Annotated in this window: 21 protein-coding genes; 2 read left to right on the forward strand and 19 right to left on the reverse strand. The window is 36.2% G+C overall.

The window, feature by feature from the left end; genetic code table 11:
• The 19 genes from UMU13_RS00005 to UMU13_RS00095 form a co-directional block, all read right to left on the reverse strand.
• On the reverse strand, window positions 1-230 hold a 230-nt coding region (locus tag UMU13_RS00005), incomplete at its 3' end, for a hypothetical protein (protein ID WP_328216131.1).
• A gap of 114 nt (window positions 231-344) precedes the next feature.
• The gene (locus UMU13_RS00010; protein WP_328216132.1) at window positions 345-1,907 is read right to left on the reverse strand and encodes a hypothetical protein; all 1,563 of its coding nucleotides are present in this window, start codon (window positions 1,905-1,907) and stop codon (window positions 345-347) included.
• 7 nt (window positions 1,908-1,914) lie between these two features.
• On the reverse strand, window positions 1,915-4,038 hold the full coding sequence (locus UMU13_RS00015) for an ATP-binding protein (RefSeq protein WP_328216133.1): 2,124 nt from the start codon (window positions 4,036-4,038) through the stop codon (window positions 1,915-1,917).
• Window positions 4,038-5,657 (reverse strand): DNA cytosine methyltransferase, encoded by a 1,620-nt coding sequence (locus UMU13_RS00020; protein ID WP_328216134.1) that lies wholly within the window; start codon window positions 5,655-5,657, stop codon window positions 4,038-4,040. The genes UMU13_RS00015 and UMU13_RS00020 overlap by 1 nt, the downstream gene beginning before the upstream one ends.
• Window positions 5,654-6,073 carry a very short patch repair endonuclease gene (locus UMU13_RS00025; protein WP_328216135.1) on the reverse strand — a complete coding sequence of 140 codons (420 nt, stop codon included), beginning with the start codon at window positions 6,071-6,073 and terminating at the stop codon, window positions 5,654-5,656. Before UMU13_RS00025 ends, UMU13_RS00020 begins: the two co-directional genes overlap by 4 nt.
• A gap of 600 nt (window positions 6,074-6,673) precedes the next feature.
• Entirely contained in the window at window positions 6,674-8,032 is a 1,359-nt protein-coding gene (locus UMU13_RS00030) for a metallophosphoesterase family protein (RefSeq protein WP_328216137.1), read from the reverse strand.
• A 527-nt stretch (window positions 8,033-8,559) separates the two neighbouring features.
• The gene (locus UMU13_RS00035; protein WP_328216138.1) at window positions 8,560-9,024 is read right to left on the reverse strand and encodes a pyridoxamine 5'-phosphate oxidase family protein; all 465 of its coding nucleotides are present in this window, start codon (window positions 9,022-9,024) and stop codon (window positions 8,560-8,562) included.
• A 63-nt stretch (window positions 9,025-9,087) separates the two neighbouring features.
• Complete coding sequence (locus UMU13_RS00040) at window positions 9,088-9,801, reverse strand: ABC transporter ATP-binding protein (protein ID WP_442902118.1); 714 nt, start codon at window positions 9,799-9,801, stop codon at window positions 9,088-9,090.
• Window positions 9,782-10,513 (reverse strand): ABC transporter ATP-binding protein, encoded by a 732-nt coding sequence (locus tag UMU13_RS00045; RefSeq protein WP_328216140.1) that lies wholly within the window; start codon window positions 10,511-10,513, stop codon window positions 9,782-9,784. Before UMU13_RS00045 ends, UMU13_RS00040 begins: the two co-directional genes overlap by 20 nt.
• Before the next feature lie 10 nt (window positions 10,514-10,523).
• A complete protein-coding gene (locus UMU13_RS00050) occupies window positions 10,524-11,576 on the reverse strand; it encodes a branched-chain amino acid ABC transporter permease (protein ID WP_328216141.1) in 1,053 nt (350 codons plus the stop codon).
• 20 nt (window positions 11,577-11,596) lie between these two features.
• Window positions 11,597-12,481 carry a branched-chain amino acid ABC transporter permease gene (locus UMU13_RS00055; protein ID WP_328216143.1) on the reverse strand — a complete coding sequence of 295 codons (885 nt, stop codon included), beginning with the start codon at window positions 12,479-12,481 and terminating at the stop codon, window positions 11,597-11,599.
• A gap of 59 nt (window positions 12,482-12,540) precedes the next feature.
• Window positions 12,541-13,725, reverse strand: a complete 1,185-nt coding sequence (locus tag UMU13_RS00060; protein ID WP_442902120.1) for an ABC transporter substrate-binding protein — start codon at window positions 13,723-13,725, stop codon at window positions 12,541-12,543.
• Between the two features lie 95 nt (window positions 13,726-13,820).
• On the reverse strand, window positions 13,821-15,590 hold the full coding sequence (locus tag UMU13_RS00065) for an aldehyde ferredoxin oxidoreductase family protein (protein ID WP_328216147.1): 1,770 nt from the start codon (window positions 15,588-15,590) through the stop codon (window positions 13,821-13,823).
• A gap of 1 nt (window position 15,591) precedes the next feature.
• Window positions 15,592-16,941, reverse strand: coding sequence for a 4-aminobutyrate--2-oxoglutarate transaminase (gene gabT / locus UMU13_RS00070; protein WP_328216149.1), 1,350 nt, complete (start codon window positions 16,939-16,941; stop codon window positions 15,592-15,594).
• Window positions 16,942-17,138: 197 nt separating this feature from the next.
• Window positions 17,139-18,545 carry a sigma-54-dependent transcriptional regulator gene (locus UMU13_RS00075; RefSeq protein WP_328216151.1) on the reverse strand — a complete coding sequence of 469 codons (1,407 nt, stop codon included), beginning with the start codon at window positions 18,543-18,545 and terminating at the stop codon, window positions 17,139-17,141.
• A 14-nt stretch (window positions 18,546-18,559) separates the two neighbouring features.
• Window positions 18,560-20,725, reverse strand: coding sequence for a sensor histidine kinase (locus UMU13_RS00080; RefSeq protein WP_328216153.1), 2,166 nt, complete (start codon window positions 20,723-20,725; stop codon window positions 18,560-18,562).
• Window positions 20,726-20,827: 102 nt separating this feature from the next.
• Window positions 20,828-21,376, reverse strand: coding sequence for a helix-turn-helix domain-containing protein (locus UMU13_RS00085; protein WP_328216155.1), 549 nt, complete (start codon window positions 21,374-21,376; stop codon window positions 20,828-20,830).
• 475 nt (window positions 21,377-21,851) lie between these two features.
• Entirely contained in the window at window positions 21,852-22,055 is a 204-nt protein-coding gene (locus UMU13_RS00090) for a 4-oxalocrotonate tautomerase family protein (RefSeq protein ID WP_328216157.1), read from the reverse strand.
• Between the two features lie 2 nt (window positions 22,056-22,057).
• Window positions 22,058-23,272, reverse strand: coding sequence for a YbfB/YjiJ family MFS transporter (locus UMU13_RS00095; protein ID WP_328216159.1), 1,215 nt, complete (start codon window positions 23,270-23,272; stop codon window positions 22,058-22,060).
• A 77-nt stretch (window positions 23,273-23,349) separates the two neighbouring features.
• Here UMU13_RS00095 and UMU13_RS00100 point away from each other — a divergent pair, with 77 nt between their 5' ends.
• Both UMU13_RS00100 and UMU13_RS00105 read left to right on the forward strand, forming a co-directional pair.
• Entirely contained in the window at window positions 23,350-24,210 is an 861-nt protein-coding gene (locus tag UMU13_RS00100) for a LysR family transcriptional regulator (RefSeq protein ID WP_328216161.1), read from the forward strand.
• A gap of 542 nt (window positions 24,211-24,752) precedes the next feature.
• Window positions 24,753-25,718 (forward strand): Rpn family recombination-promoting nuclease/putative transposase, encoded by a 966-nt coding sequence (locus UMU13_RS00105; RefSeq protein WP_328216163.1) that lies wholly within the window; start codon window positions 24,753-24,755, stop codon window positions 25,716-25,718.
• The last annotated feature ends 7 nt before the right edge of the window (window positions 25,719-25,725 follow it).

Below are 25,725 nucleotides of genomic sequence, written 5' to 3' on the forward strand. Positions count from 1 at the left end.
GATGTATTTTTATTAAGGCTATAAACGATAAACAACTGGCCTTTTGAACACTTGTTTCCTCCATCAACTTCTGCAGATAAATGAAATATTTTGCTCCTGGAATCTTGGGTAATCTTTGCATCAAAATTTTTAACCCTCACTTCACCATTCCTTCCAACAAAAAACTCTCTTGAATAAACATTTGTCGAAACGAAGGCAAATAATAAAACAAATACAGCCAAAACCCTCATAGCTACCCCCTTATTCTTTAAAACATATAATTATACCCAAAGTTTTTACTTTTTGTAACGAAAATCACTTTTTCTAACTGATTATTTTAAATGTGGAATTTTCTCTGGAGTAAATTAGAATACAGCTGTTATTCCTGGCCTGTTCACTTGATATGAAAGGCCTACTATCATATCCTGCAACAATTCTCTTTTTATTCTGAACCAAAACTTCCCTCTGTTTTCTGCCTCAGGAATGTCCAATGCTTTGAATAAAAGGTAATTGAATATAATATCATACTTCTTATTATTTATAAAAACTACAGGTGCTCCTTTATAAAATGGTCCTGATTTAGTTTTTGTACCAACAGGAAAAACGAGCCCTGAAATTAATCTTGACTTCTTCCATTTATTTTGAGCATAATCGCAAATTGGAGAAACTTCCAGTTCTACGAAATGAAAATCTGAAATTTTATCAGGAATATTTTCAAAATAAGTTGGAAGAAGTTTCTTTTTTCTTTCTTCTAAAACATCAATCATATAAACGTTCCCGGGCATATGACCTTCGCTAGGCTCTAATTCAATATGAAGTTTTGTATTTATTAAGGAGGGTATGTCACTATATACTTCAGCAAGGCTGGTAAAAATTTGTTTTTCTTCGTTATCATCTGGAAGTGTAATTTTCTGACTGAAATCATCCAGCTTAATATTTTCCAATCCATTAAATTTATTATTATTTTTAAACAAAGTACCTTTTAGCCGACTATTACTATCTATATTTACACTGATTTGATAGGTGTCATAATTTAACTTTTTAGCAATCGAGAATGGAGAATCAAGTTTGATATAATCCGGGAAATCAAGCTTCCGGATTGCATATTCGAGTTCCTCTGAAAATGATCCAGACAGAATTGACAGAGCAGCTTTCATGAATAGTTCATCAGAAAGAGTGTTTTGCCCTGTTCTTGCTTTTGCCATTCTTTTGAGTACGTCTCTCATGTTAGCTTCCCACAGGTCTGAGTACTCAATTGTGGATGATATAGCGTTCACTGTTTGATACCCAGCCTTTCTAACTAGGTTTTCCCAAATAACAAACAAATGGAATACCCCAGCTTCTTTAAGTTCATTTTCAAGGCTATTTTCAATTTTTTCGAATGCGTCTGTCTTACTTTCATATTCTACATCTTCCTGAAAATTACTAATAATACTTTTCTTTATTACATCAAGATCGTCTTTATCAAATTGAGATTCAATATCATCAATAACTTGATTTGCAGATTCTTCTATCCATTCCGGTTCTTTCATAATTATACATTCAGACTTTTCCAAACTGGCGATACAAATAGGGACAATACCGTGGGAAGGATTATTAATCTTTTTTTTAAACTCTTCACCAAGCGAATAATCTTTCAAGCTCCATATCAGTAACATATAAGGACCATTATTGGGTGCAATAATATTTTTTAATACATTAATTAGAATTGTTGATATAGTATGTTCATCGCTGGTACTCTCAATTAACTGAAGGTCAACTATGGCAAGACGAACGTTATCAAGCTGTTTTTCAGGGATATATTCCTCTCTACTACCCTTAAAATATAAGGTTGCGATACCTTTTTTTGCCAGCAAATCAATTATTGGCATTGCCTGATTAGGGTCATCATCGATTACAATCACTGAACCATTCTTCGGTAAAATCATTATAACCTCAGTTTTTTTTTATTTTAAAAGCTAAACCCACTATTGCTCCTGATTTAAATTCCTCTGGTATACTGAAATAATCAGATTCAGGAAACAAAAGATTCCCGCCATGGCTATTCATTATTTCGGAAGCTAAATGCAAACCTATACCAATTCCTCCTTCTTTACTTGAAATGAAAGGCTTTATCACATCTTCCGGAGGTAATGTAAAACCTGGTCCGTTATCAGCTATTAAAATAGTTATATGCTCAGGATACTCATCACTAATTTCAACCCAAAGCTTTTTATTCTGCACCTTTCCGTAATTCAACCACCAAATTGAATTATCGATTATATTAATGATTGTTCCAATTATAAGGTTATCAGAGCATCTTACATTACTCTCAAAATCTTTTACTTTATCAAAGCCCGTAATCATCTCGATATTGTGAGATCTGAGTCTAAAGTCAATATTCCAGAGAGCATCTTTTATTACTTGCTTAAGGTCGTGAGTTTTTTTATACCTTTTTTTTATCAGGGCACTGTATCCTTGAATCAACTCTCCGAGACGTTTGGTTAACAATTTAATTCGATCATATGATTTGGTTTCATCTACTACTTTTAGCAATTCTGAAATTATTTTTTCTATTTCGTGGATGACAATACTCAATCCCAAACCAGCACTAGCACTCCTAATGTAGATTTCACTAATTGTTTTATAATCACTTTCAATCTCTGAGAGCATTTTCAGAATATCTTTCACTAATTTAGGATCCTTTAATTGTGCAGAACTAATTCTTTCCCGAAGTAGACTTAATGTACCGACAACCGGTTCTTTTGGAAGATTTTTCCCATAGTGGCTTCTTAGTTTCTCCTTATCAATATTTCTTTGAGTAACGACTTGGTTAATTGCAAATCTTATAGCACTATAAAAAACCCGAAATGCATTATTCTCTATAAAACCTTCACGATTGGTTTTTTCTATAAGATCCTTACTTGCCAGTCTGTCCAAATAGATTGCTCCTATAACTATATTGTTACTAATTTTTGCAGAAGGTAGGTTGACACGCTCAAGGTCAAGATTTAACCAATCATTGCCAGGCTCGCCATAATCATATACACGAACCCCATCCCTGTAAACACGAACACCTCCATTATCTTTTAAGTAACTTTGAAACCCTCTTTTATCCTGAATTCCTGAAAGAGACATCAAATTGGTGTCCAAGTCAAAAATGAGCATCTTCAGCTTTATACGACCGATATCATAAGCAGAAAGGTCAATATCTTTAAACACTTGTTTTTTTTCTACTTCATCATACTCCTTTTGCCTCATAACAACGGGATTTTCCGGTTTATATATTCGCCCTTTTAATTTTTTAAGAGTTGCCCAAGGTGTGAACTCATACTTAAAGTTAACAATCTGGTTACCTTCAAGTTCCGCTTCTGCACTGAATAAAGAATTATCCTTGATTTCGTCAAAAGATAACAAACCTCTTAACCACTCTGGTTTATCAATTTTAAAAAAAACCCTGAAAGAATTATTTGATTCAAACGGAGAGTTCAGTGAATTAATAGCAGTATAAAGACTTCTAATGGCACCACGTGTCCATTTGTTTTTTAACTTATGTATTACTATTTTTGTGCCGTAATTTCCATCTTTAAACACCTCAGGATCTCTTTCTGAAATATTAATGGGAACATTTTCCAACATGTCATCATTATCGAAATCTTTCCAATCTATCTTAAGTACCGCTTCTTTTTCATCCTTTTTCCTAGAAACTACTTCAATTTCTTCTCCAAGTTTATGGGCACCGAACCTCCCAATACCCTTTTCCCCGAGTGGAATTCGTTTACATGGGCTAATAAAATCTTCAGATTCAATCTGATTTTTTTTAAATGTTGTGCCTGGTACAAGCCAAATATCCTTAAAATGATTGTAATTCATTCCAAAACCGTCATCCTCAATTACTATGGAACCTAATTCAGGACTGTCCAGATTCTTCATGCTAATTGTAACTTTTCTTGCACATGCATCATATGAATTTTTAATAATTTCAAGCACAGCAATATTCTCACTCCGAATAAGCTGATCACCGAGCTGGAGAATAATTCTTGCTGTTGGCTTAAATCCAATGTTATTGTAATTTTCCATTATTTTACCAATTCCGGGATTTGATAAGTTTCTTTAACGAACCGTTTTGCATAAATTGATTTAAATATTTCGAATACAATTTCAGCAATTTGATTTGCTAAAAGTGGTGGTACAGCGTTTCCCACCTGAACAAACTGTGAAGTTCTTGGACCGCAGAAGTAATAGTTATCCGGAAATGTCTGAATCCTTGCAGCTTCTCTGACTGTAAAACTCCTGCACTGAGCAGGGTCAGGGTGGATGTAATAATGACCATCTTTGGAAATATGGCTTGTAACTGTTTTACATGGTTTATTCCATAGTTGAACCCGAAATCTGTCTGCAAATTTTTTATTTTCAATTCCGTCATTTATATTTTTATGGGCTGGAAGCAAAGCTTGAGGAAAGTCTTCTAATTTGGGAGAGCGTTTTTTTACTTTAGCAAAACAGGAAGCAAATAAATAACGAGTTAAATCGCTTTTCATATGACCTCTGGAAGAGTGGTTACAAACTCCTTCAATTCTAGGATCCAAATACCATTCTGGATAATATGGGGTTGATGTTTGTTTGTAAGTCAAATATTCTCCACCTGGTTTCTTTTCAGAAGCAGATATTTTATTCAGCTGTTTTAATATTTCTTCTTTAACAGATTTATCAATATCAACTAATATACCTTTTTCCAAAATATCATTTATTGCAGATTTCCAGGCTAAATTGTTATCTGCCGTTTTGGAAAGCCTGCTTCTTATTTCAGGCAAATCGGATAAAACGGATGAAATTGACACTTCACTGCTAGGCTTAAGAGTTTTAGGTGAAAATTCAATATCCTTGCGTATCCCAAGAAGAATAACCCTATGACGTGTCTGTGGGACACCAAACTTCTCAGAACGTATAACGAAATCTTGAGGACAAAAAATAGGATTACCCTTTGAATCAAAATCAGTTGGCTCAGCAACCAAAGAATAAATACGATAACCCGGGCTATTCAATTTTATATCTTTGTTCTTGCAATCAGACAAATACGCACTTCCAGGAGCTGAAAGATCAGCAAGTATTTTGGAAAATAGAGGACTTCTCAAGGTCTTTGCTGACAATAAACCTTTTACATTTTCCATTACAAAAACTGCAGGTTTATGAACTCCTAAAATTCTTAGATACTGCTTATATAAAGCTACACGCTCATCTTTCTTCTCATCAAGGACTTTTTCCCTTCTTCTTGATCGTCCGACAACTGAATATGCCTGACATGGAGGGCCACCAATCAGGACCCAGTCTTTTTCCTTATTCAGAGCGCTTTGAATCTTTTTATCAACAATAGAATTAGATACCGCTTCTTTTCCCTCTCCAAGTTCAGCCAACAAAGCTTCTGCATTAGCTTTTTTAGCTTGAAGCGGCCATCTAACGTATAGTTCAGAGAGAGTAATACGTTCTTTGATACACTCATAGTATTCTAACGGAACCTGTTCTGGCGCAAACTGGCGGAAAAAACTTCTTAATTTCAGGGTCTGATGTGCATAAGTATCTTTCTCAATCGAAAGAGCTATTTTAAATTGTCTCTTATGATTTTCTGGATTTACAAACGCACTAAACCCTTCACCAAGTCCGCCTGGTCCGGCAAATATATCAATTATAGGTATTTTCATCTGCTTCTTAGCTGTTTCTTTATCCTTGTAAGAGTCTGTTCGCTTTTTCCATCTTTAAGCTCACATTCAAAGATTGTAATTATATTCCAGCGATCCGCTTTAAGCTTATTGGTATTTTCTAAGTCCAACTGTTTGTTTCTATTTATTTTTTTCAGCCACCACTCTGTTCTGGTTTTAGGTATTACAAAATATTTGCACTCATAATGTCCATGCCAGAAACATCCATGCACAAAAATTACTGAATTATACTTAGGAAGTACTATGTCTGGTTTCCCCGGAAGCTTTTTGTCATGCAAGCGATATCGAAAACCTTGGCTATGTAAGTATTTTCTCACTATCATTTCAGGCTTAGTGTTTTTTGATCTAATTTGACTCATATTATAACTACGCGTTTTATTATTATGAACATCGGCCATTTTCTATCCAAGTATGAAAATCAATTTTGCACATAATAAATCTTATTTTCACAATCCCTGTATGTCAACGAAAACTTCTTTTTATTAATTTTATTGCCTTATATGCAAGTGATACACAAACATTATATTCGTTTGTTAATGATAAACAGGAAACTTTTATCTCTTTAAACATATATAATATTCTACGCATAGGTTTTATAAAGAATCTTTTTAAGAAGTCTACTTTTCTCTTTTTATGTGATTTGTTTGGCAAATCGGGAAATATAGTCTGTCCGAAGGAATGCCACCCACACACTTCTTATGAATGTCATGAGTAAATAATCTAAGCATGAGCGCAAGTTTTCGAAAATATATTTTAAATCTATTTTTAGTTCCTCAGAAACTCTCTAATGTTATAAGGAAGACTCATAGTTCGCTTTTAATGTAGTGAAGTCCTTTTTAGTTTTTTCGACGAGCGCTTTGATGCTCTTGCTTCCTCTTACAACTTTCTCCTTTTATGTGTGTGGGTTGCCGGAATGCAAAGCATGTAAGTTATCCGAATTATGTTGTTGGACGCCGGTATTGTAAAGTAGCTTTTTCGTATTTAGAACTGTTCAGTGTTTAGTTTATAAGTTTTGCTTTTTTAAGCTTTTCATATGCATGAGTGTCGAATAAATCTAAAGGACGACTTAATGAACATGACTCTACTCCGTTATTTTCGAACTCTTTTGAGTCAATATTGTAATAATATGAGTGACACTGTATATTGCGACTTCCGTCAATTTGATAGATATAGAACCCATTTTCTCTGGAATTCTTTTTTGTTGCAGTTGCCGCCACAGAATTAATGAGTTTTCGATTCTTTAGCACACTACGTATTTCGTCATTAACAACTCCAGCTATTTCATCTAGAGTTTTACGTACTTGGCTGTCCGATAGATCCACCTTCAAAAATTCTTTATAACCCTTCTTAATAGACCGCTCAGCGAGCGTAATGCCTTTGAATCGATAGAATTTTGTAGCGGCTACATCATCCATTCCCTCCGCTTTGCTCTTGACGTATTCAATCGCAATGCGCAATGTTTTTGGCAGTAATTTATTATTATTTTTGTCTATGTGGTAAACAGGTGGCCTTTTTATTCCAAGTTGCCTTACACAATACATTCTTGCAAAACGGCGAATTGCTCTGTGATCAAGTAAGTCTTGGTATTTTTGGCTGCTAAAGACGTCATGGTGGTCGTGTCCGGCAAGCACCATATCAAAGTCGTCTGAAACAATTTGACCCAATACCTCATGGGCATTAGTTAAGCTCATAAAGGGCTGTTTTCCGTATGCTTTAGGTAGATATAAAAAATGGTGTAATACTATAATCTTGTAGCTTCTGTTGAACAAATTAGCTGCCTCTTCTTCACTATTAAGACCATCAATACCGAGAAACAGGCCGTCTTTTTTCAGGTTTCCGTGACGACCTTGATCTGTCCATTTGCGAACCAATTCCAAATCGTTTTTTTCAACGTAGCCGTTGGCTATGCTCTTTTCTCCTGGCGATTCTAATGCGATAATATATGCGGATACATCTTTCCCGTTAGAGCAGAAGTGCCATCTGGGTAGTTTGTGTCTTTTGAAAACGTTATAGTAATTGACCTTTGGATCTCCTTTCGGCAATTGGAAAGGAGATCCATTCGAAGTGTAGTAATCGTGATTGCCCGGTATTATTATGACTTTATTCGAAAAGTTCTCTCCAAGTCGCAGGCCAAATGCTTTGTTTGTGTCGAATGGACTGATGGCACCCTTAAGCCAACTAAGTACGAACTGAAGTGAATATTCTTCGTTAGATTCCGATATGTCTCCAGATATCACGTAAAGATCTGGATTCAATGATATGAGTTTCCTTGTAAGTGCCTCCCATATATGCCAAGAATGTCCACCGACATGGAGATCCGACAAATGGGCAACTGACAATATTCTATCTTTCACCATAGCCCTCCGTAGTTAGTTTTATTCCCCGAAAACCATAATACAACACATAGTTTAATTCTATAATTTTATAATATCTTGAGTTTTTAGTCAAAGTCAAGCGTTTAGCTTTATTTGCGCCCTCTCATTTTTTTACAGCATCATACAAATTACCATATCTTTGACAGCTTCCAATTTAGACAAACTGGAATCAGTTGAAATTTTATCATCGATAAAAGAATCGACAAGTACTGTTTTTTGAAATTCTTACAGGAGCCAAACTCCTAAAGATTATGGACGGTTTATTTTCCAGACAAGGTTTATATTAATACTCAGAGATAAGCTAAAACTTTATTTTATGGATAAAAGAAGACCTTAGCTTTAGTGCAATATTTTTTCGTTAAATTGGCAGCATAAAGCTTTTGGTACATGCTCCCGGGGCGTGTGACAAAACTAACTATAAACAAAATATAACAGCAAATCTGTAAAGGTTTTACACAACAGCTATAGAGACAAAAAAGGCGGATTTTACGGCACCTCAAAAACTTTATTCAAAATCCAGACTGTTTTCCAAACATAGAAGTCAGGATAATTTCAATCACGGCTGTTTTATTTAAAGCTTCTTCAGAGAACTCAATTCCACTGCTTTCCTTTGTGTAATGGTTCATTATGATCTCAAGTGCCTTGCGCTTCTTAACCTTTTCCTCAACAAAATAAGCTTTACCAAAAGCTATCACACTGCGATACCTCATACTCCATTTGCATGCAATCTCACCTTTAATTATCTCCGTATCCGTATCAAACTCTAAGCACACATTGTTATTTTCCCTTAATATTTCTATTTTTTTGCCTTCAGCAGCACTATGAATAAATATTGAGTTATCTTTATACCCAAAAGACACAGGAACAATATATGGGATATTATTGATAGATAGAGCTAAACGGCATACATCTGGTTTAGAAATAATATTTTCTATTTCTGATTTTGATTTAATTTCTTTTTCTTGCCTTCTCATCAAATACAACCTTTTTATTTTTATCTTGGGAATATTACTCTAAGACTCTTTAAAATCACAATTCTACAGTCCCAGATATGCTTTCTTAATTTCAGGATTATCCATCAAATCATCGGGTGAGCCTTCAATTACAAACTGACCGTGCTCCATTACATATGCTCTGTCACTGATTGCTAATGAGTTAATAACATCCTGCTCAACAAGAAGTATTGTCGTTCCGTATTCTTTGGAAATCTTACTGATTGTAGTAAATATGTCTTTTTTTAACAATGGTGCCAATCCCAGAGACGGCTCATCCAGCATCATTAATTTTGGATATCCCATAATACCCCTTCCGATAGCAACCATCTGTTGTTCTCCTCCGCTCAAAGTAACAGCTAATTGTTTCTTTCGTTCCTGTAATCTCGGGAACAGTTTAAATACTTCCTCGATGCTATCTTTAAAATGTTTTTCCGCATTCTTACTGTATGCGCCTATCTCCAAATTTTCATATACACTCATTAAAGAAAAAAGCCTCCTGCCTTCAGGTACATGAATAAGCCCTTTTTCCACTATTTCGTGAGGTTCCAGCTTACTGATTATCTCATTGTCAAATTCAATAGTACCAGCAATTGGTTCCAACATTCCTGAGATAGTCTTTAACAACGTGGACTTACCGGCGCCGTTAGCACCGATAATACTTATAATCTCACCTTCTTTTATTTGAAGCGATAAATCAAAAACTACCTGTATTTCTCCGTATGATACATTTATATTATCAACTTTTAGCAGCGACATATTCATCTCCTAAATAAGCTTTTATAACCTCTTCATCTGCAGCAATTAAATGCGGTTCTCCTTCAGCTATAATTTTACCGAAATTCATAACATAGATATTTTCCGATAAATTCATTATCACTTGCATTATATGCTCGACAATTATTATCGTAATTCCCGAATTGTTTATCTTTTTTATAATCGGCAGCATTTGAGCTACTTCTGAAGGTCTGAGGCCTGCCATAACCTCATCCAGCAAAAGGATCTTAGGATCTGTGGCTAAAGAGCGGCATAATTCAAGTCTTTTTAGCTCCGGAAGTGTTAAGTTTTTTGCAAGAATATCCTTTTTGTCATAAAGATTAAGAAATTTTAACACATCCAGAGCGATTTTTTCTGCTTCATGCAAAAAATTTGTCTGAGCAAAAGCTCCTACCATTGTGTTGTAAAGGACTGTTTTCGATCTAAAAGGTTTTACCACCTGAAACGTCCGGGATATGCCTGACTGGCATATTTCAAAAGGCTTCTTCCCTCCTGTCTCTTTATTATCAAACAATATACTACCGGAACTCGGGGGTAATGCCCCGGCAATACAATTAAACAATGTTGTCTTTCCTGCTCCGTTAGGGCCAATTATCCCGACAATTTGCTTCTCATTTATTTCCATATTTACAGAATTAACTGCAACTAACCCGCCGAACTTTTTTGTCAAATCCTTTATCTTAAGCAGTCCCATCGTAAACTCCTTATTTATTATCAATGAAAGTACTTTCTTTGTCTCCAGATTGTGTTTTATCAAATGGATCAATTATGTACTTTTTTATAAGCTTAGAAATAGGCTCTATTATACCCCTGGGTTGATAACGCATAACGATAACTAAAATCAGCCCATATATTATAAGATGTAAACCGGGCAGAGAGCTTGAAAGGTAAATTCTCGTTATTTCACCAATAGGTCTTAGCAAAAGTGCACCCAATACAGGACCTAAAATTGTTCCGCGTCCGCCAATAAGGGCAATAAAAGCTATTTCAAAAGAAAGATTAAGCCCAAAAATTGATTTTGGATAAAAATACAACATCAACTGTGCGTAAAATGTTCCTCCAAGTGCTGTGAAAAAACAACTTAATATCATTGCAATGAGTTTGTATCTCGAAACCTTTATACCTAATGACTCTGATGCTTCAGGGTCCTCTCCGGCTGCAGCTAAATAATATCCAACTTTTGAATTCATCATGATATAAGTTAAAAGTAATACAAAAATAAGCATTATCAATATGATATAAAAATATGGATATTTGCTTGAAAACTGAAAATGAGAAAATGAATTGCCGCTAACCAAATTTATCAACAAACCTTTCGGACCTCTTATTTCAAAAGGACCTATTCTTTCAATATTTTCAAACAGCACGCGCATTCCTTCACCGACTGCAATTGTAGCCAAGGCAAAATATGCCCCTCTTAGCCTTAATGTCGGCAGACCTATTATAATCCCCGCAATAGCTGCCACAATTCCTCCGAAAATCATACCGAACCAAGGACTCAAACCATATGTTAAATACAGAGCGGTGGAAGTATATGCACCGATGCCAACAAAAGCCGCATGCCCCAATGGCAAAACTCCTGCAAACCCTCCTACAAAATTCCAGCAGGATGTTAAATATGCATAAAAAACAATTAAAATTAAGATTTGCATTACTGTTGGACTACTTATAAACAAAGGCAGAACAAAAACTATAACCAAAATAGTTAATGCCATAATTTTAATAATTGGTTTCTGATTTATTAAAAGTTTAAACATTTTACACTCCTGACTCCAAATTAAAAATCCTGCTTAAGCCCAAAAAGACCGGACGGTCTTACAAATAAAACAATCAAAAATACTATATACACTAACAGTTCTGTCCATGTAGCCGCCATAAATTGCGCCCCTAAAGTTTCAATAACGCCCACGATTATTCCGCCGAGAATTGCTCCGCTTATACTTCCCAGTCCTCCCAAAACAACTATTATGAACGACTTAATATCAAAAGTAACGCCAACAGTCGGATATACATAATAAAAAGGCACCAAAATACAGCCTGCAACACCACAAAGTGCACATCCCAGCCCAAAAGAAATGTTATAAATTTTTGATTGTTTGATACCCATAAGAGACGCAGCTTCCCTGTCCAGACTGGTAGCTCTTATTGCTTTGCCCATTTTTGAATATTTCAGAAACCAAAAGAAATAAATTCCTACTAAAACTGTTACCCCAAAACCAATAATTTTGGGCAATAAAAAGTACATATTAAAGATTTCAACGATATTACCGGTAACACTTGTTTTAACTACACGGTACTCAGCCCCGAAAAGCAACAGAGCCAAATTATCAAGAATATACCATACACCGGTTGTAACTATAATAACGGTTATGGGTTCTCTGACATTTTTTTCTGCCTCAAATGTCGGTTTAATAACAAATTGTTGCAAAAAGTAACCGAAAAAAAACATGAAAGGCACAACAACAAAAAGTGATAAGTATGGATTTACTCCGGTAAGCTTAACAAACCAATAAGCTGCAAACATACCGACCATCAAAACAGAGCCATGGGCAAAGTTTATGACTTTCATGACACCGAAAATAAGTGTTAAACCCACTGCAGCTAATCCATATATGGAACCCATAAGTATACCGTTAAGTAATGCTTCAACATAACTAATCATGACAATGCTCCTTGTTTACAAGAAACGGCAGGAAAATCTATTCCTGCCGTTATTTTCAGTTATTTTGCAGGCTGCGGAAAAACGGGTGTGTATCCCTCATGCCTGACATTTTTAGGCCACACTGTCAGCCTTTTCATTTCTCCATTTCTTTCTCTGACTTGCACAATGACCGGCATAGCGTTTTGATTTTGGCCGCTTTCATCAAAATTTATACAGTCATAGGCCAACATTTTCGCTTTTCCGTCACAATAATTGATATCTCTTAGCACATCTTTGAGTTTTTGAGGATTTGTTGTACCGGCTTTTTCCAGTGCTTCTTTAATAAGATACATTGAAATATAGGCATCAACAGCTTCACCAGTCAGGTTCTGCCCGTATTCTTTCTTAAACTTGGCATTTGTCTCCTTTAAACCGGGTCTGTTAAGATCTGTTTCCCACTCAACTATATCAAACATGTATTCGGAGTTTTTGCCGGTTGCTTCAAGAAAAGAAGGGTCAGCATGACCGCCGCCACTTGTTATAATTGCTTTAGGATTCACATCCATTTCAGCAATGGTATTGGTCAATAGAATAGCATCAGAAGCATTGGAAACCAGAAATACTACATCAGGATTTACACGCTTCAGCTTAATTACAACCGGGGTTAAATCACTGGCTGTACTTGGGTAAGGCTCATCCAAAACGATATCGTATCCTCTGTCTTCAGCAAGTTTACGCCATTTTTCAGCGAACCCTGTTCCCCAGTCACCGTTCTCATAAACAAAAGCCACTCTTTTTACATCAACATCAAATTCTTTTTGCATATCATCCAAAAAAGAAAATTGGTCACGTACCCACCATGAATCTTTTGCTGCAATACGGAAAATATATTCAAAACCTCTCTCCGTAATAGTATCCCTGACGGACACCGGTACAATAAAAGGGATTTTGTACCTTTCAGCGACCTGAGATGTGGGATAAGTAACGGCAGAATTCCAGCAGCCTGTTAATATATCCACATTTTCAGAATTAATAAGGCGCTCAGCCTCCGTTACACCTGTGGTCGGCTCACTTTTACTGTCAGCAAAAATGAGTTCCAGTTTGGCACCGCCCAGAGACTTAATACCTCCTGCAGCATTAATTTCTCTAACAGCCATTTCCCTGGCCTGTTTACCTTGAATGCCTACCGAGGCAGACGGGCCGGAAAGAGGAATTATATTCCCGATCTTAACCGTATTGCTTGCTGCAAATGCTGATCCGAACATACATAATGTAAGGATTGATACAAAAACCGCTAAAACCTTTTTTGAATTTCTCATACATCTCTCCCTTTATATTATTTTCCGCAAAACGGAATTGATTACAAATTATCAACTGGAATGCCCCTTTCATCCCAGCCTCTTAATTTGTAATATTCACTTTTCAATTTATCGAAAACGTTCTGATTCATAACACTGCCATTCTCCAACTTTTCTTTGAACAAGCGTTTGGGAAGCTTATCCAAGCTATCAATATTATCTGGATTTTCTCTAATATTAAATTTTTTGGCCAACGCATGAATCCGTTTTGACATATCTTTCAGCTCTTCTTTGGAAATCGATTCATCTCCATAAATAACTCTGAAAAGTTCAACTGTTTCATCCCACCAATAGAGATCTCTGAAAAACCGGCAAATTATCAGGGTATCCTGAACACAAAACCTGTCTTCCCAGTCAGCTACATGATAGGCTTTATCATCAAGATCCTCAGGTTTTGAGTAATTTGAAAGTTCAGCTTTGTAAAATCCGCTTCTTAAGTGACAACCGCCCCTCATCGAAACGGCATATCCCAGAGCAGTCCCCGGCAGCATCCTTGGATCGTAGCCGGCCGGCTCAAGTCCTTTATTATGAATCGCCAAATCTTCTAATCCAAAATATTTAGATGCAAAAACAATTCCTTCACTCAATACCTCCCCGATGCCTTTCTTAAATACAATCTTTTCAATTAAATCAGCTGCATGCTTTGTGTTACCGTACTCATATTTTTCTTTAGTCTTGCCTAAAGAGGACGCTTCCATAGCAAAGGCAATAATGTTTCCTGCAGTAATTGTGTCTATACCGTACCTGTCACACAAATCATTTAAATATAAAATGTCTTCAATATCGTCTATGCAGCACAAACCACCTAAAGCATAAATTGTTTCATATTCCGGCCCCTCGACAACTAACCCCGGGTATTTGCTTCCTTCTTTTGTTTTGCTCAATTTCCCGCAGGCTATGAAACATTTCTCACAGGCCTTGGGTTTTACATCCAAGACTTCCTGCATTTTTTCAGCAGTAATATTTTCATTCTTTTCAAAAACACCTTTGTGCCAATATTTAGTTGGAAACGCTCCCTTGTCATTTAACAGTTTAACCCCAGCAGGTGTACCGTATTTCCTGTATTTAAGTACTGTTTCATCTGTCTTGCTTTTTTGCCTGTAATAAGAGTACAGTTCGTCGATTTTTTCCTGGTTTCCAGCTTGTCTTCTTTGATTACCATAAAAAACTACGCCCTTTATTTTTTTACTTCCCATAACTGCACCAGCACCGCCTCTGCCCAAACTTCTCCAATAGTCATTTTCTATCAAACTAAACTTGCATAGGTTTTCACCGGCAGGTCCTATAACAATGGCTCCGCACTTATCACTGCCGGCCTTACTTTTTAAAGTGTCTTCAGAAATATAAGTATCCTTGCCCCATAAATCGCTTGCATCGTGAAACCCGATATTTTCATCAGTTATTTCAAGCCAAACCGGACTCTGACTCTTACCTTTTATTACAATTGCATCATAACCTGTTCTTGAAATATATTTGGACAAATGACCGCCCGAGGTTGAGTCGAGATAACAATTCGTCAAAGGACTTTTTGTGTAGATTCCAAACCTTGAAGAACCCCACACCTTCAAATCATCAGCCGGTCCGGTATTGATAATAATATGATTATCCGAATCAAAAGGATCCACTCCTACGGGGTTCAAGTTGTAAAGGAGATAAGTACCTAACCCTTTTCCGCCGCCATAACTTCTTAATATCTCTTCATCTATAGAAAATTCTTCATAAATTTCATCGTTCAGATTTATATAAAGGTATTTTTTGAAAAAGATATTCATATTATTTTTCCCCTAAAATTTTATGGACAGCTTCTTCGAAAATACTGATTCCCTGCTTCAGTTGATCTTCGGTTAAAACCAGCGGGGGAAGGAATCTTATTACGTTACCGTAAATTCCGGCACTAATTATTATCAAACCATTCTTTAAACATTCCGTAATAATTTTTCCGACAACTTCTTTATTAGGAGATTTTTTTTCAGGATCTTTAACAAACTCTATACCTATCATTGCCCCTAAATTCCTAACATCACCTATTTCAGAGTATCTCTGTTGTAATTTTTTTAACTTCTCAACAATTAAGTTACCGATCTCTTCAGACTTTTTAGTGAGGTTGTTTTCTTCAATATAGTTAATAGTGGCAAGAGCAGCCTCACATGCCACCGGATTGCCTCCAAATGTTCCTCCGATGCGTCCGGGGCCTATTGCATCCATTATTTTCTTATTGCCAACAACTGCGCTCAAAGGCATACCGGAAGCAATTGTCTTTGCAAGGGTAATGATGTCCGGAACAACCTCAAAGTGTTCAACGGCAAACATTTTACCGGTACGTGCAAAACCGGTTTGAACTTCATCAGCAATAAGAAGAATGCCGTGCTTATCACATAACTTTCTCAGGCCTTTCCAATAACCTTTGGGAGGTATATTGAAACCGCCTTCGCCCTGCACAGGTTCCAAAATAATTGCAGCAATATCGGAAGGATCAACTTCAGAGATAAAGAAACGTTCAAAATACTTCAGATATTCTTCTGCAGCTTCTGATTCCGACACATTCAGGATTCCATTGTATGTATTTGGAAAAGGAACTTTGTATATTTCAGGAGCAAAAGGACCGAATTCATATTTATAAGGCTTCACTTTACTGGTAAGTGACATTGTTAGGAGAGTTCTGCCATGATAACCGGACTCGAAGCTGACTATCCCCTGTCTGCCGGTTGCCGCCCTTGCTATTTTAATGGCATTTTCAACAGCTTCTGCCCCACTGTTTACAAACATTGCTTTTTTTTCATGGTTTCCAGGCGTTATAGCAACAAGTTTCTCAGCCAGATTTATATAAGAATCGTACATCGTTACCATGAAACAAGAATGTAAAAGTCTGCTTGATTGTTTTTTTATGGATTCAATTACCGGTTCAGGGCAGTGACCGGCAGTAGTTACTCCTATTCCGGCATAGAAATCCAGATATATGTTTCCTTCCACATCTTCAATAACACTTCCTTTTGCTTGCTTTATGGATATTGGAATAATGTTGGAAACACCGTCCGAAACATATTTTGCTTTCCTATTGAATAACTCTTCGGTTTTCTCACTTTGTGAAAATTTTATCGACGCTAACTCTGTTCCCTTCAACATACCTGTCCTCCAATTTGATAAAACAAATTTTGAAACACAGGTACTTAAACAAAAAGCATGCCAATAATCCAATATTAGGATGTTAGTGATAAATTATTGTAGAAAATAGATTTGTGGTCAGACAAGAAAAAAGATTCCGTCAACTTAAGTTGACGTAAATTGCAAAAGTTGACCTTTTATATCTAATAAGAATAAAGTTACTGTCTTACTCTTTTGCTTAAAGCCTGCTTGGAAATACCCAAAAGTTTCGCAGCCTGATTTTGATTATTGTTTGTATATGCAAGAGCTGCACTAACTGTGTAATTTGAAACTTCCTTTAGAGTGGGAAAGCTTCCAAAAATTCTCTCCAAAAACATAGGGTCAGGAACATTTTTATCAGACAGATTGAGTATTAGATCCTCAGAAAGCCTATCTGATATTAATTCAAGCTTAATGGTATCGTCTGTGCACATTGCTACAGCATCATAAATATAAGTTTTTAACTCTCTAATGTTCCCTTCAAAATTTTGAACTGTCATAAAATCAATAAAATCTTTTGAAATTTTCGGTACTGTACGATCCATACTTTTTGCTGCCTCTTCTGCTAAAAATGATATTAACAGAGGTATATCATTTTTTCTTTTCCTCAACGGCGGAACTTTTATTAAATGAGTGCTCAATCTGTAATAAAGGTCTTTTCTGATGTTTTTACCGTTGCCAACCAATTGATTTATTTCTTTATTTGCTGCAGAAATAATACGGGCTTTGCTGTATCTCGGTGTATCCGATCCCAAAGGATAATATGTACCTTCTTGAATCAGTCTGAGCAATTTCACTTGAGAGGATTCAGAAAGATCCCCAATTTCGTCAAGAAATAGAGTACCATATGCAGCTTTCTCAATTAAACCTTTGCGGTCTTTGTCAGCTCCCGTGTATGCACCTTTAACGTGCCCGAAAATTGCATCTGAGAATAGAGTATCATCCAAACCGGATAAATTGACAGCGACAAAATCTCCTTCCAATCTGCTTAGGTTATGAACTGATTTGGCAAGTAATTCTTTGCCTGTTCCTGTTTCTCCCAAAATCAAAACCGGTTGGCCTGTAGTTGCTATGGTTTCAGTATATTTAAAGATATTAAGCATCTTCTCATCTTTTGTAACTATATTTTTAAATACTTCAGGATTATTAAGTTTTGAATTAAAATTAACTCCTTTCAGCGACAGAACTTCATTTCTGAGAGAAGCAATTTCAATAGCATTTCTTAGTGCTGAGCCGAAACTGTTTAAACTTATTGGTTTTACAAGATAATCATGTGCTCCAAGCTTAATACACTCTACGGCCGTTTCAATCTCAGAGTAAGCAGTACAAATAATAACAGGAACATGAGGCATTTCTTCTTTTATTTCTTTAAGTACTTCTATACCTGACTTATGAGGCATACTTAAATCAAGGAAAATTATTGGAAAATATATATCTTTCAGACAACTCATGACATTTCTGCTATCCTGCACAGTCGTAATATTTTTTATACCCATAGATTCCAATAAAAACTTATACGCTTCCAACTCAGCTTTTTCATCGTCAACAAAAATAACATTCAAACTTTCATTTTTTAAATTCAGCATCTGTCACCTCTTAGCTAAATTTTGGGCAGCTTAATTGTAAAGCATGCGCCGTTTACTATATTTTCTGCAAATATAACTCCGCCCATTTCCTTTTCTACTATCATTTTTGCCATATAAAGGCCTATGCCCATTCCAGACGCAGTACCCTTAGTCGTAAAGTAAGGCTCAAATATCTTATTCAGTATCTTTTTAGGGATTCCTCCTCCCGAATCGGAAATAGTAAGCACAACATAATTATCAGGATTTTGAAGCTGGAGAGATATTTGCTTCTTCCCTTCCTTGTTAGATTTAGAGTTATTAGCAATAATAGCATCCTGAGAATTCGTAATAATATTTATCAAAACATGTATAAATTCACTTGGATAGCCCAAAACGTTAAGATTTTGATAAGAATGATACTGCACTTTTAAATCAATTGATTTTTGTTTCAATTGAGGTTCGATAAGCTTGATAGTTTTTTCCAGTATCTCAACCATTTCAAATACAATCTTCTTCTTTGAAGGTTTTAAGAAATTTCTGAAATCATCTATTGTTTTTGACATAAACTGAATCTGGGTTTCAGCACCCAATGCAATTTTTTTAACAGCTACCGGGTTTACTTTGTCATTGTAATAAATAGACTGAAAGCTTGCAATATAAGTAGATAGAGTGTTTAACGGCTGACGCCACTGATGAGCAATGGAACCGAGCATCTCTCCCATTGCAGCAAGTTTTTGCGTTTGTCTTAACTGTTCCTCAACAGCTGCTCTCTTTGAAATATCCCTGATACTTAACAGAGTCAGCGATTCATTTTTTATCTCTACGGTTTTAAGGCTGACTTCAGTAGGGAACTCTCTTCCGTCAGCTTTTTTAAAAGTCCAGACAAAAGATTGCTGTTCACCCTGCTCAGATTTATGCATTATATCAATAAATTTTTTATTACTTTTTCCCCCGTCACTTTGTATATCAGCGGAAAATGAAATAAGAGGACGCCCCATAAAGTTCCTTTTACTTATACCAAACAACTCCAGAGCTTTATCGTTGGAGTCAAAAATTATAAAACCTTTCATCAAAATTATCGCATCATTGGCAACAGTAAAAATTGTCTGGTAATATGTTTCAAGCTCTTCACGTCTTATAGTTTGCAGCCTCAGATTCTCATTTATACCTGTCATCTCCTCTTCATACTTATGAACAGTTGTCTGAAAAGTTCTGCTGTAAGCGTACAGTATCAGTGCACTGCCGCCCACACCAGCTGTAGTAAGCAAAAAAAGTACACCTAAAACCTTCAGAATTTTCTCTGAAGAGTATAATATTGCACTGTTTTGAGAAAAAGCGACAGCTTCGCTCTTTGGAACAATAGTGCATAAATACCATCCGGTAATATCTATCCTATTATAGGCTAAAATCTTTTTTTGGTTTTTTCCATATTTGACAATGCCCGACGGAGCACTCACAAAATTAGATGTAATATTATTAAGTTCGGGTTCAAAATCTTGTATTTTTGATTTCATAACCAGATTTTTATTTTTGTGAACAAGTATCATTCCTTCTTTATCAACAATAAAAGCATAGCCGGTGTTCCCTATTTGCAGACTTGACAATGATTCAACCAATGTATCGAGAATTATGTCTGAGCTTATAACTCCGGCAAACTTATTATTAATATACATAGGGGAAGCCAGGGCAATGACCAAGGACATTGTGGTTAAATCAATATATGGTTTTGAGAAAGTTGTATGACCAGCATCTACTGCAGCATTAAACCATGGCCGAACTCTGGTATCATATCCAGGCGGCGGAATCCATCTGGCTCCGTCAATTATCGAGCCATCTGTTAACCCAATATAGACATCACTGAAATCTCCGGCTTTCATTGTGGTTTCTAAAATCCGTAAAATTTCATCTTTATTGCCAATACCTGTTTTCTTAACTGCGAATACAGCAGCTTCCAAAATATTCACTTGTTGTTTAAGCCAAACTTCTGTAGTTATCGTTGCCTCTGAGGCTATTCTCAACTGGCTTTCGTTCACTGTTTTTTCTTCAATACCTTTAGCGCTTATAAAGATAAACCAAACTATGCTACCAATAATAGATATTACTATCAACATTGTGATTAATAAATATTTGGCCTTTACACCTATAAACTCTCTTTTAAACAGATTCTGCAGGTATTCAGAAAATCCAGTAAAAAAAGACATTTTATTTACCAACTTAATTTTAATATAATGCTGCTGAGCTAATTGAATTTCATATAAAACTGATCAGAGTTTTGACCATATTTTCCTTGAAATCTGATCCACTTAAAATGTCGGAGGAGATATTACCCAGATAAGCTCACAATTGATATTGCCTTTATTTTCATAGCCGTGTTTATCAGTAGATTTGAAATAAAATGCATCTCCTTCTTCCAAATCGTAAGTTTTATTATTTACTGTCAAGACTAAACTGCCTTTCAACACGATACCAAACTCTTCACCTGAGTGAAAATATAACCCTTTTGATCCTCCTCCTGGTTTTACTAACTTATGCAATGGCTCCATATTTTTATTCTTAATGTCTCTTGTAAGTATTTCACATAGAACTGAATCGTTGTGCAAATTAAAGTTAATTCTTTTATTTTTCTTGATTATCAATGTATCTTCATTCTTCGTTTCATCTATTACTTCAACAAGTTCTACCAGTGAAACATCCAGAGCATTGGCAATTTTTTTAAGCGTTGATATTGAGGGGGAAGCAATTTCTCTTTCTATCTGAGATATAAAAACATCGGTACAGCCAACTTTAGCTGCTAAATCTTTGAGGGTATATTTACTTTCTTTCCTAAGCTCTCTTATTCTTTTTCCAATCATGTCAAATTATAAAATATTATTTTATATTGTCAACAAAAAATAAATAATACTTTATATTTCTAAAAGATATTGTAACCACTGGAATAAAAAAACAGTGCCGGATGCAGTTTTGTCGGTGTCAAAATATGTTGGAATGGAAGGTGTGGGGAATCATGCAAATAGCATAAAACATAGCATAAAACAATGAAGCTCTATGTATGCGAAGGAAAAAAATTTGATTCTGTGTAATAGTAGCAATTTATACCAGTGTTTAGTAATAGCGAATATTAGGCACTATTAGTAAAAAAACTTATTTCTATTTTTACCGATTACATAATTTTTTTGGTTAATTCATTTGTTGCACACTAAAAATGGATAAAGTTGCAAACATGAACTCCTGAAAGATTGCAAGAAGTTCCACAACCATTAACAAAAAGAAGCTAATGGGATTTCAACTTGTATAAATAAAATTTGTGCGAGCAACCCTTAAGTTAGCCTACTTGCCGGCGTTGCGTCTTACAGTTACTGTTTCACCAGCGATACCCCAATTATCAGTTTCGATTTCGTCGATAATAACAACTGTTGTCGCCGGATTTTTCCCCAGTACATCCACTAGCAACTGTGTTGCCCCTTTGATCAATTGAGCTTTTTGTTCGGGAGTGGCGCCTTCCTTGGTGATTTTAATGTTAACGTATGGCATTATTAACCTCCTTTTTTGATTTTTTCGGTTGCAAAATCTCTGTCTATAGCTATTAGTATCCCTCCTAATATAACACAGAACGCTGCGAGTAAAAGAGGTAAACCAAAACTGTTTTGCTGATCGGCCAATTTACCTGCAATGATTGGACCAATCATTTGACCTACACTGAAACTAACAGTAAGGATTGCTGCTGCACGCCCCCCATCTTTGCTTAATCTTAAACTACCTTCGGACAGTGTTAATGCAACGATTCCCAGAAAAGTACCTCCGAAAGATAAGGCTGCAAACATGACTTCGATGACAGAGACAGCACGGACACTGATCATAATACCTGCTGCTTGAAGGGCATATGCTGCCAGTAGGGCTTTTTTATTGCCAATGCGGCGGGCCAGGTAAGGCCAAAAAATTGTTGATGGTACAGCAGCAAGGCCAACGAATACCCAGCTATAAGATGCAAAAGCTTCCAACCCAGGCGTAGCAGCGATAATAGCTACAATGAACGTAGCAGTTACGATATAACCCATCCCTTCCAGAAAATAAGCGGCGGTAAGAATCCAAATTTTACTCAAATTAGGTGTCGGTTTAGCAAGACCGGATGGTGCTTCTGTTTTGTAAAGGCCATTTTGCCCCAAAATAATGCCACCAAAAGCTAAAACTGCTGTAATTGCTGCAATAATTCCCATCCCTGCCCAGGCGGCATCCCATCCTCCAATCTTGTCCAGTTGAGGAACTATAAGACCGCTTAATGCAATGCCTAAACCGATTCCACCGTATATAGCTCCAACCCAACGTCCGTATCCACGTTTGATAAGTGCTCCGCCAACTTCTGCTGAAATAATTACAAACATGACTGCGCTGACAAACCCACCAGTCAGACGCAGCACAGACCACCAGAACTCTGAGAGTGTTAGACTCATAAGAAAGGTGGTAGCAATGCTTAGCAACAACGCACTGCTTGCAACTGCCCGTGAGCGCATAAGTTGGGGAGTGATTGTACAGATTACAGCTCCAATCAAGTAACCAAGGTAGTTTAAACCTGCAAGCCATCCTGCAACCGTGTTGCTCACACCAAGATCCCGCTGCATGAGAGGAAGGATCGGGGTAAATGCAAATCGGCCTATCCCCATCACCACTACCATACCGCAGATGCCCCCTACAATAATTTTCAGGGCTTCCAAGTCTTTTTGTGATGATTGCTGATTAATGTTTGCTTTCATATTTGACATACTACTTATTACTTGTTATTATTGCAAATGAATATTTTTGAAATTTTATATCATAAAAAGTGATATCAATGGAACTAAGTGAACTGAAAATTTTTTTAGCTGTAGCCCGCAAAGGAAGTATTTCAAGAGCTGCAGAAGAACTTCATTGTGTCCAATCCAATGTAACCACCCGTATCAAGCAACTGGAAGAGCATCTTGGAACCCTTCTTTTTCATCGAAAAAGTAAAGGTGTAGCGCTAACCCACTCAGGGTATTTATTGATGAATTACGCTGAACGAATCATCAATCTCTCCAGGGAGGCAGAAGAAGCTGTCTCAGATCAAGGTGAACCTAAAGGCAGATTGTCTATTGGTTCTATGGAAACTACTGCCGCTGTACGTTTACCACGTCTTTTAGCCTATTATCATAAAATCTACCCCAAGGTCGAATTAAATCTTGTGACAGGCTCTTCTAAAGATTCACTGTGGCGTTTGCTTGATTACCAGATCGACGGTGCATTAGTTGCCGGTGAAATTGATCATGACGATTTGTCAGCAGAATTGGCATTTGAAGAAGAGTTGTTTCTTGTGGCGCCCCCCGGTGTAACTTCAATTGATTGCATTGAGAATTTGAAAATTCTTGTTTTTAGATCAGGATGTAGCTACAGAGCCCAGTTAGAGGAGTGGCTCAGGAAAACAGGCAGATTTACGTATCAAGTAATGACTTTTGGTTCTATAGAGGGGATTATGGGGTGCATTGCGGCTGGAATGGGAGTGAGTTTTTTGCCTCGTTCAGTTGTCGAGCGGCCGCACTATCAAAACCTTTGTACACTTTTTAGTCTGCCCAGTGACGTTGGTAAAATGAATACATGGTTTGTGCGTCGTAGAAATGAAAAGTATAGTAAGGCATTGCAGGCTTTTGTGGATTTAATTTGCTCAAGCCGACAGTAACGGAATTTCTTTTGCAACTTTGTCCATTTTTAGTATGCAACATATTCTCCTGCATATGATTCCTCCTTAATATTATTGAAGCCATCAAAAGCTTCATGAATTAAAAAGGAGGCCAGTCAATGTTTTGCTTAAAATTTTATGCGCCATATTTGTTTTCTCCTACAAGCCACTAAGAAAGGTTATACAATAAAGGCTGTTTTTATGTTTTCCAAGAAGTGAACAAATGAATCTATACAAAGAGACACAGAAACTACCGTTAAGTTATACTAAGTTATATATACATATAACTTAACCAAGTAGTTTGGCAAATTACCATTGTTTTCATGACGGCGCTGAAGCGCCATTTCCAAAAAACACATATGCTTTTTGGGCTTATTACTTTCTTGCTGTAGCTTGATATAACCTCTCCTGATGAATTAGGGGAGGAATTTTATAAATGAAAACCGGTCAGCTGTATCATTAATCAATATCTTGATTTTAATTGATGAATTTGTACAATATGCAAGTGAATTTATATAGGCAATAGCCTGGAGAGAATTTTTATGGATATCAAGCACCCTCACGACAGTTTCTTTAAACAGATAATGACAGACAGGAAAAACATCAGTGACTTTATCAGGAATTTTCTGCCTGAAAATATTTCAACTAAAATCAACTATGACACCTTAAAATTGCCAGACAGGGAAAAATCTACAAAGAATTATAAAAAGTACCATATGGATATTATCGTGGAAGCGGAGATTGACCATACTCCATCAGATATAATAATTCTGTTTGAACATAAATCTTACAAAGATAAATTCACACTAATACAAATACTGTCCTATTGTGTTTCCGTATGGGAAAGTAATCTTAAAAACAAAGAATCTCTAAAACCTATAATCCCTGTGGTATTTTATCATGGTACAGGCAAATACGATCTTCCGTTAAACTTCGGTGATTATTTTGATGTGCCGGAGGATTTGAAAAGATACATTGTAAGTTTCGATTATGAATTATTTGATACGTCTGCTTATGACGAGGATAGCATACAGAGGGACTGTCATGACAATTTGCTTTTATCTGCATTTTTGTTATCAATGAAGAATATTTTTTCAGGCAGGCAGGGTTTAGAAAAAATATTTGCCGGGTTATCCCGTCTTGAAAATACCGGCAGAGAGATTATAATAGGTTATATACTGAGAAGTGTAGACATAGAATTGGAAGAACTTGATGAGATAGCCAAAAAGGGAGGTATGCAGGATATGCCCAGTTTAGCTGAAAGACTTGAAGAAAAAGGTGAAAAAAGGGGTCTTGAAAAAGGTATCCAGAAAGGTATCCAGAAAGGATTCATTATAGAAGCCCAAGATATGGTAATAAACGGACTGGAAGCAAAATTTGGTGAAGTGCCTTCTGACATTTCTGATAAAATAAAAAGTATTGATGACAGGGAACGCCTCAGAAATCTTCACAGAATGCTTTTTAAAACAGACAACATTGGTGATTTCAGAGAATTGCTTCAACTATAGATATTTT

The sequence above is a fragment of the Flexistipes sp. genome, from assembly GCF_036172515.1.
Taxonomy (GTDB): domain Bacteria; phylum Chrysiogenota; class Deferribacteres; order Deferribacterales; family Flexistipitaceae; genus Flexistipes.

Excerpts from the sequence above, each read along its gene's own strand:
- UMU13_RS00050 (WP_328216141.1), bottom strand. The coding sequence starts at position 11,576 with ATGTTTAAACTTTTAATAAATCAGAAACCAATTATTAAAATTATGGCA.
- UMU13_RS00095 (WP_328216159.1), bottom strand. The coding sequence starts at position 23,272 with ATGAAAGCAAACATTAATCAGCAATCATCACAAAAAGACTTGGAAGCC.
- UMU13_RS00020 (WP_328216134.1), bottom strand. The coding sequence starts at position 5,657 with ATGAAAATACCTATAATTGATATATTTGCCGGACCAGGCGGACTTGGT.
- UMU13_RS00090 (WP_328216157.1), bottom strand. The coding sequence starts at position 22,055 with ATGCCATACGTTAACATTAAAATCACCAAGGAAGGCGCCACTCCCGAA.
- UMU13_RS00100 (WP_328216161.1), top strand. The coding sequence starts at position 23,350 with ATGGAACTAAGTGAACTGAAAATTTTTTTAGCTGTAGCCCGCAAAGGA.
- UMU13_RS00060 (WP_442902120.1), bottom strand. The coding sequence starts at position 13,725 with ATGTTCGGATCAGCATTTGCAGCAAGCAATACGGTTAAGATCGGGAAT.
- UMU13_RS00075 (WP_328216151.1), bottom strand. The coding sequence starts at position 18,545 with ATGCTGAATTTAAAAAATGAAAGTTTGAATGTTATTTTTGTTGACGAT.
- UMU13_RS00015 (WP_328216133.1), bottom strand. The coding sequence starts at position 4,038 with ATGGAAAATTACAATAACATTGGATTTAAGCCAACAGCAAGAATTATT.
- UMU13_RS00035 (WP_328216138.1), bottom strand. The coding sequence starts at position 9,024 with ATGAGAAGGCAAGAAAAAGAAATTAAATCAAAATCAGAAATAGAAAAT.
- UMU13_RS00085 (WP_328216155.1), bottom strand. The coding sequence starts at position 21,376 with ATGATTGGAAAAAGAATAAGAGAGCTTAGGAAAGAAAGTAAATATACC.
- UMU13_RS00025 (WP_328216135.1), bottom strand. The coding sequence starts at position 6,073 with ATGGCCGATGTTCATAATAATAAAACGCGTAGTTATAATATGAGTCAA.
- UMU13_RS00065 (WP_328216147.1), bottom strand. The coding sequence starts at position 15,590 with ATGAATATCTTTTTCAAAAAATACCTTTATATAAATCTGAACGATGAA.
- UMU13_RS00080 (WP_328216153.1), bottom strand. The coding sequence starts at position 20,725 with ATGTCTTTTTTTACTGGATTTTCTGAATACCTGCAGAATCTGTTTAAA.
- UMU13_RS00040 (WP_442902118.1), bottom strand. The coding sequence starts at position 9,801 with ATGTCGCTGCTAAAAGTTGATAATATAAATGTATCATACGGAGAAATA.
- UMU13_RS00030 (WP_328216137.1), bottom strand. The coding sequence starts at position 8,032 with ATGGTGAAAGATAGAATATTGTCAGTTGCCCATTTGTCGGATCTCCAT.
- UMU13_RS00055 (WP_328216143.1), bottom strand. The coding sequence starts at position 12,481 with ATGATTAGTTATGTTGAAGCATTACTTAACGGTATACTTATGGGTTCC.
- UMU13_RS00105 (WP_328216163.1), top strand. The coding sequence starts at position 24,753 with ATGGATATCAAGCACCCTCACGACAGTTTCTTTAAACAGATAATGACA.
- UMU13_RS00045 (WP_328216140.1), bottom strand. The coding sequence starts at position 10,513 with ATGGGACTGCTTAAGATAAAGGATTTGACAAAAAAGTTCGGCGGGTTA.
- gabT (WP_328216149.1), bottom strand. The coding sequence starts at position 16,941 with ATGTTGAAGGGAACAGAGTTAGCGTCGATAAAATTTTCACAAAGTGAG.
- UMU13_RS00010 (WP_328216132.1), bottom strand. The coding sequence starts at position 1,907 with ATGATTTTACCGAAGAATGGTTCAGTGATTGTAATCGATGATGACCCT.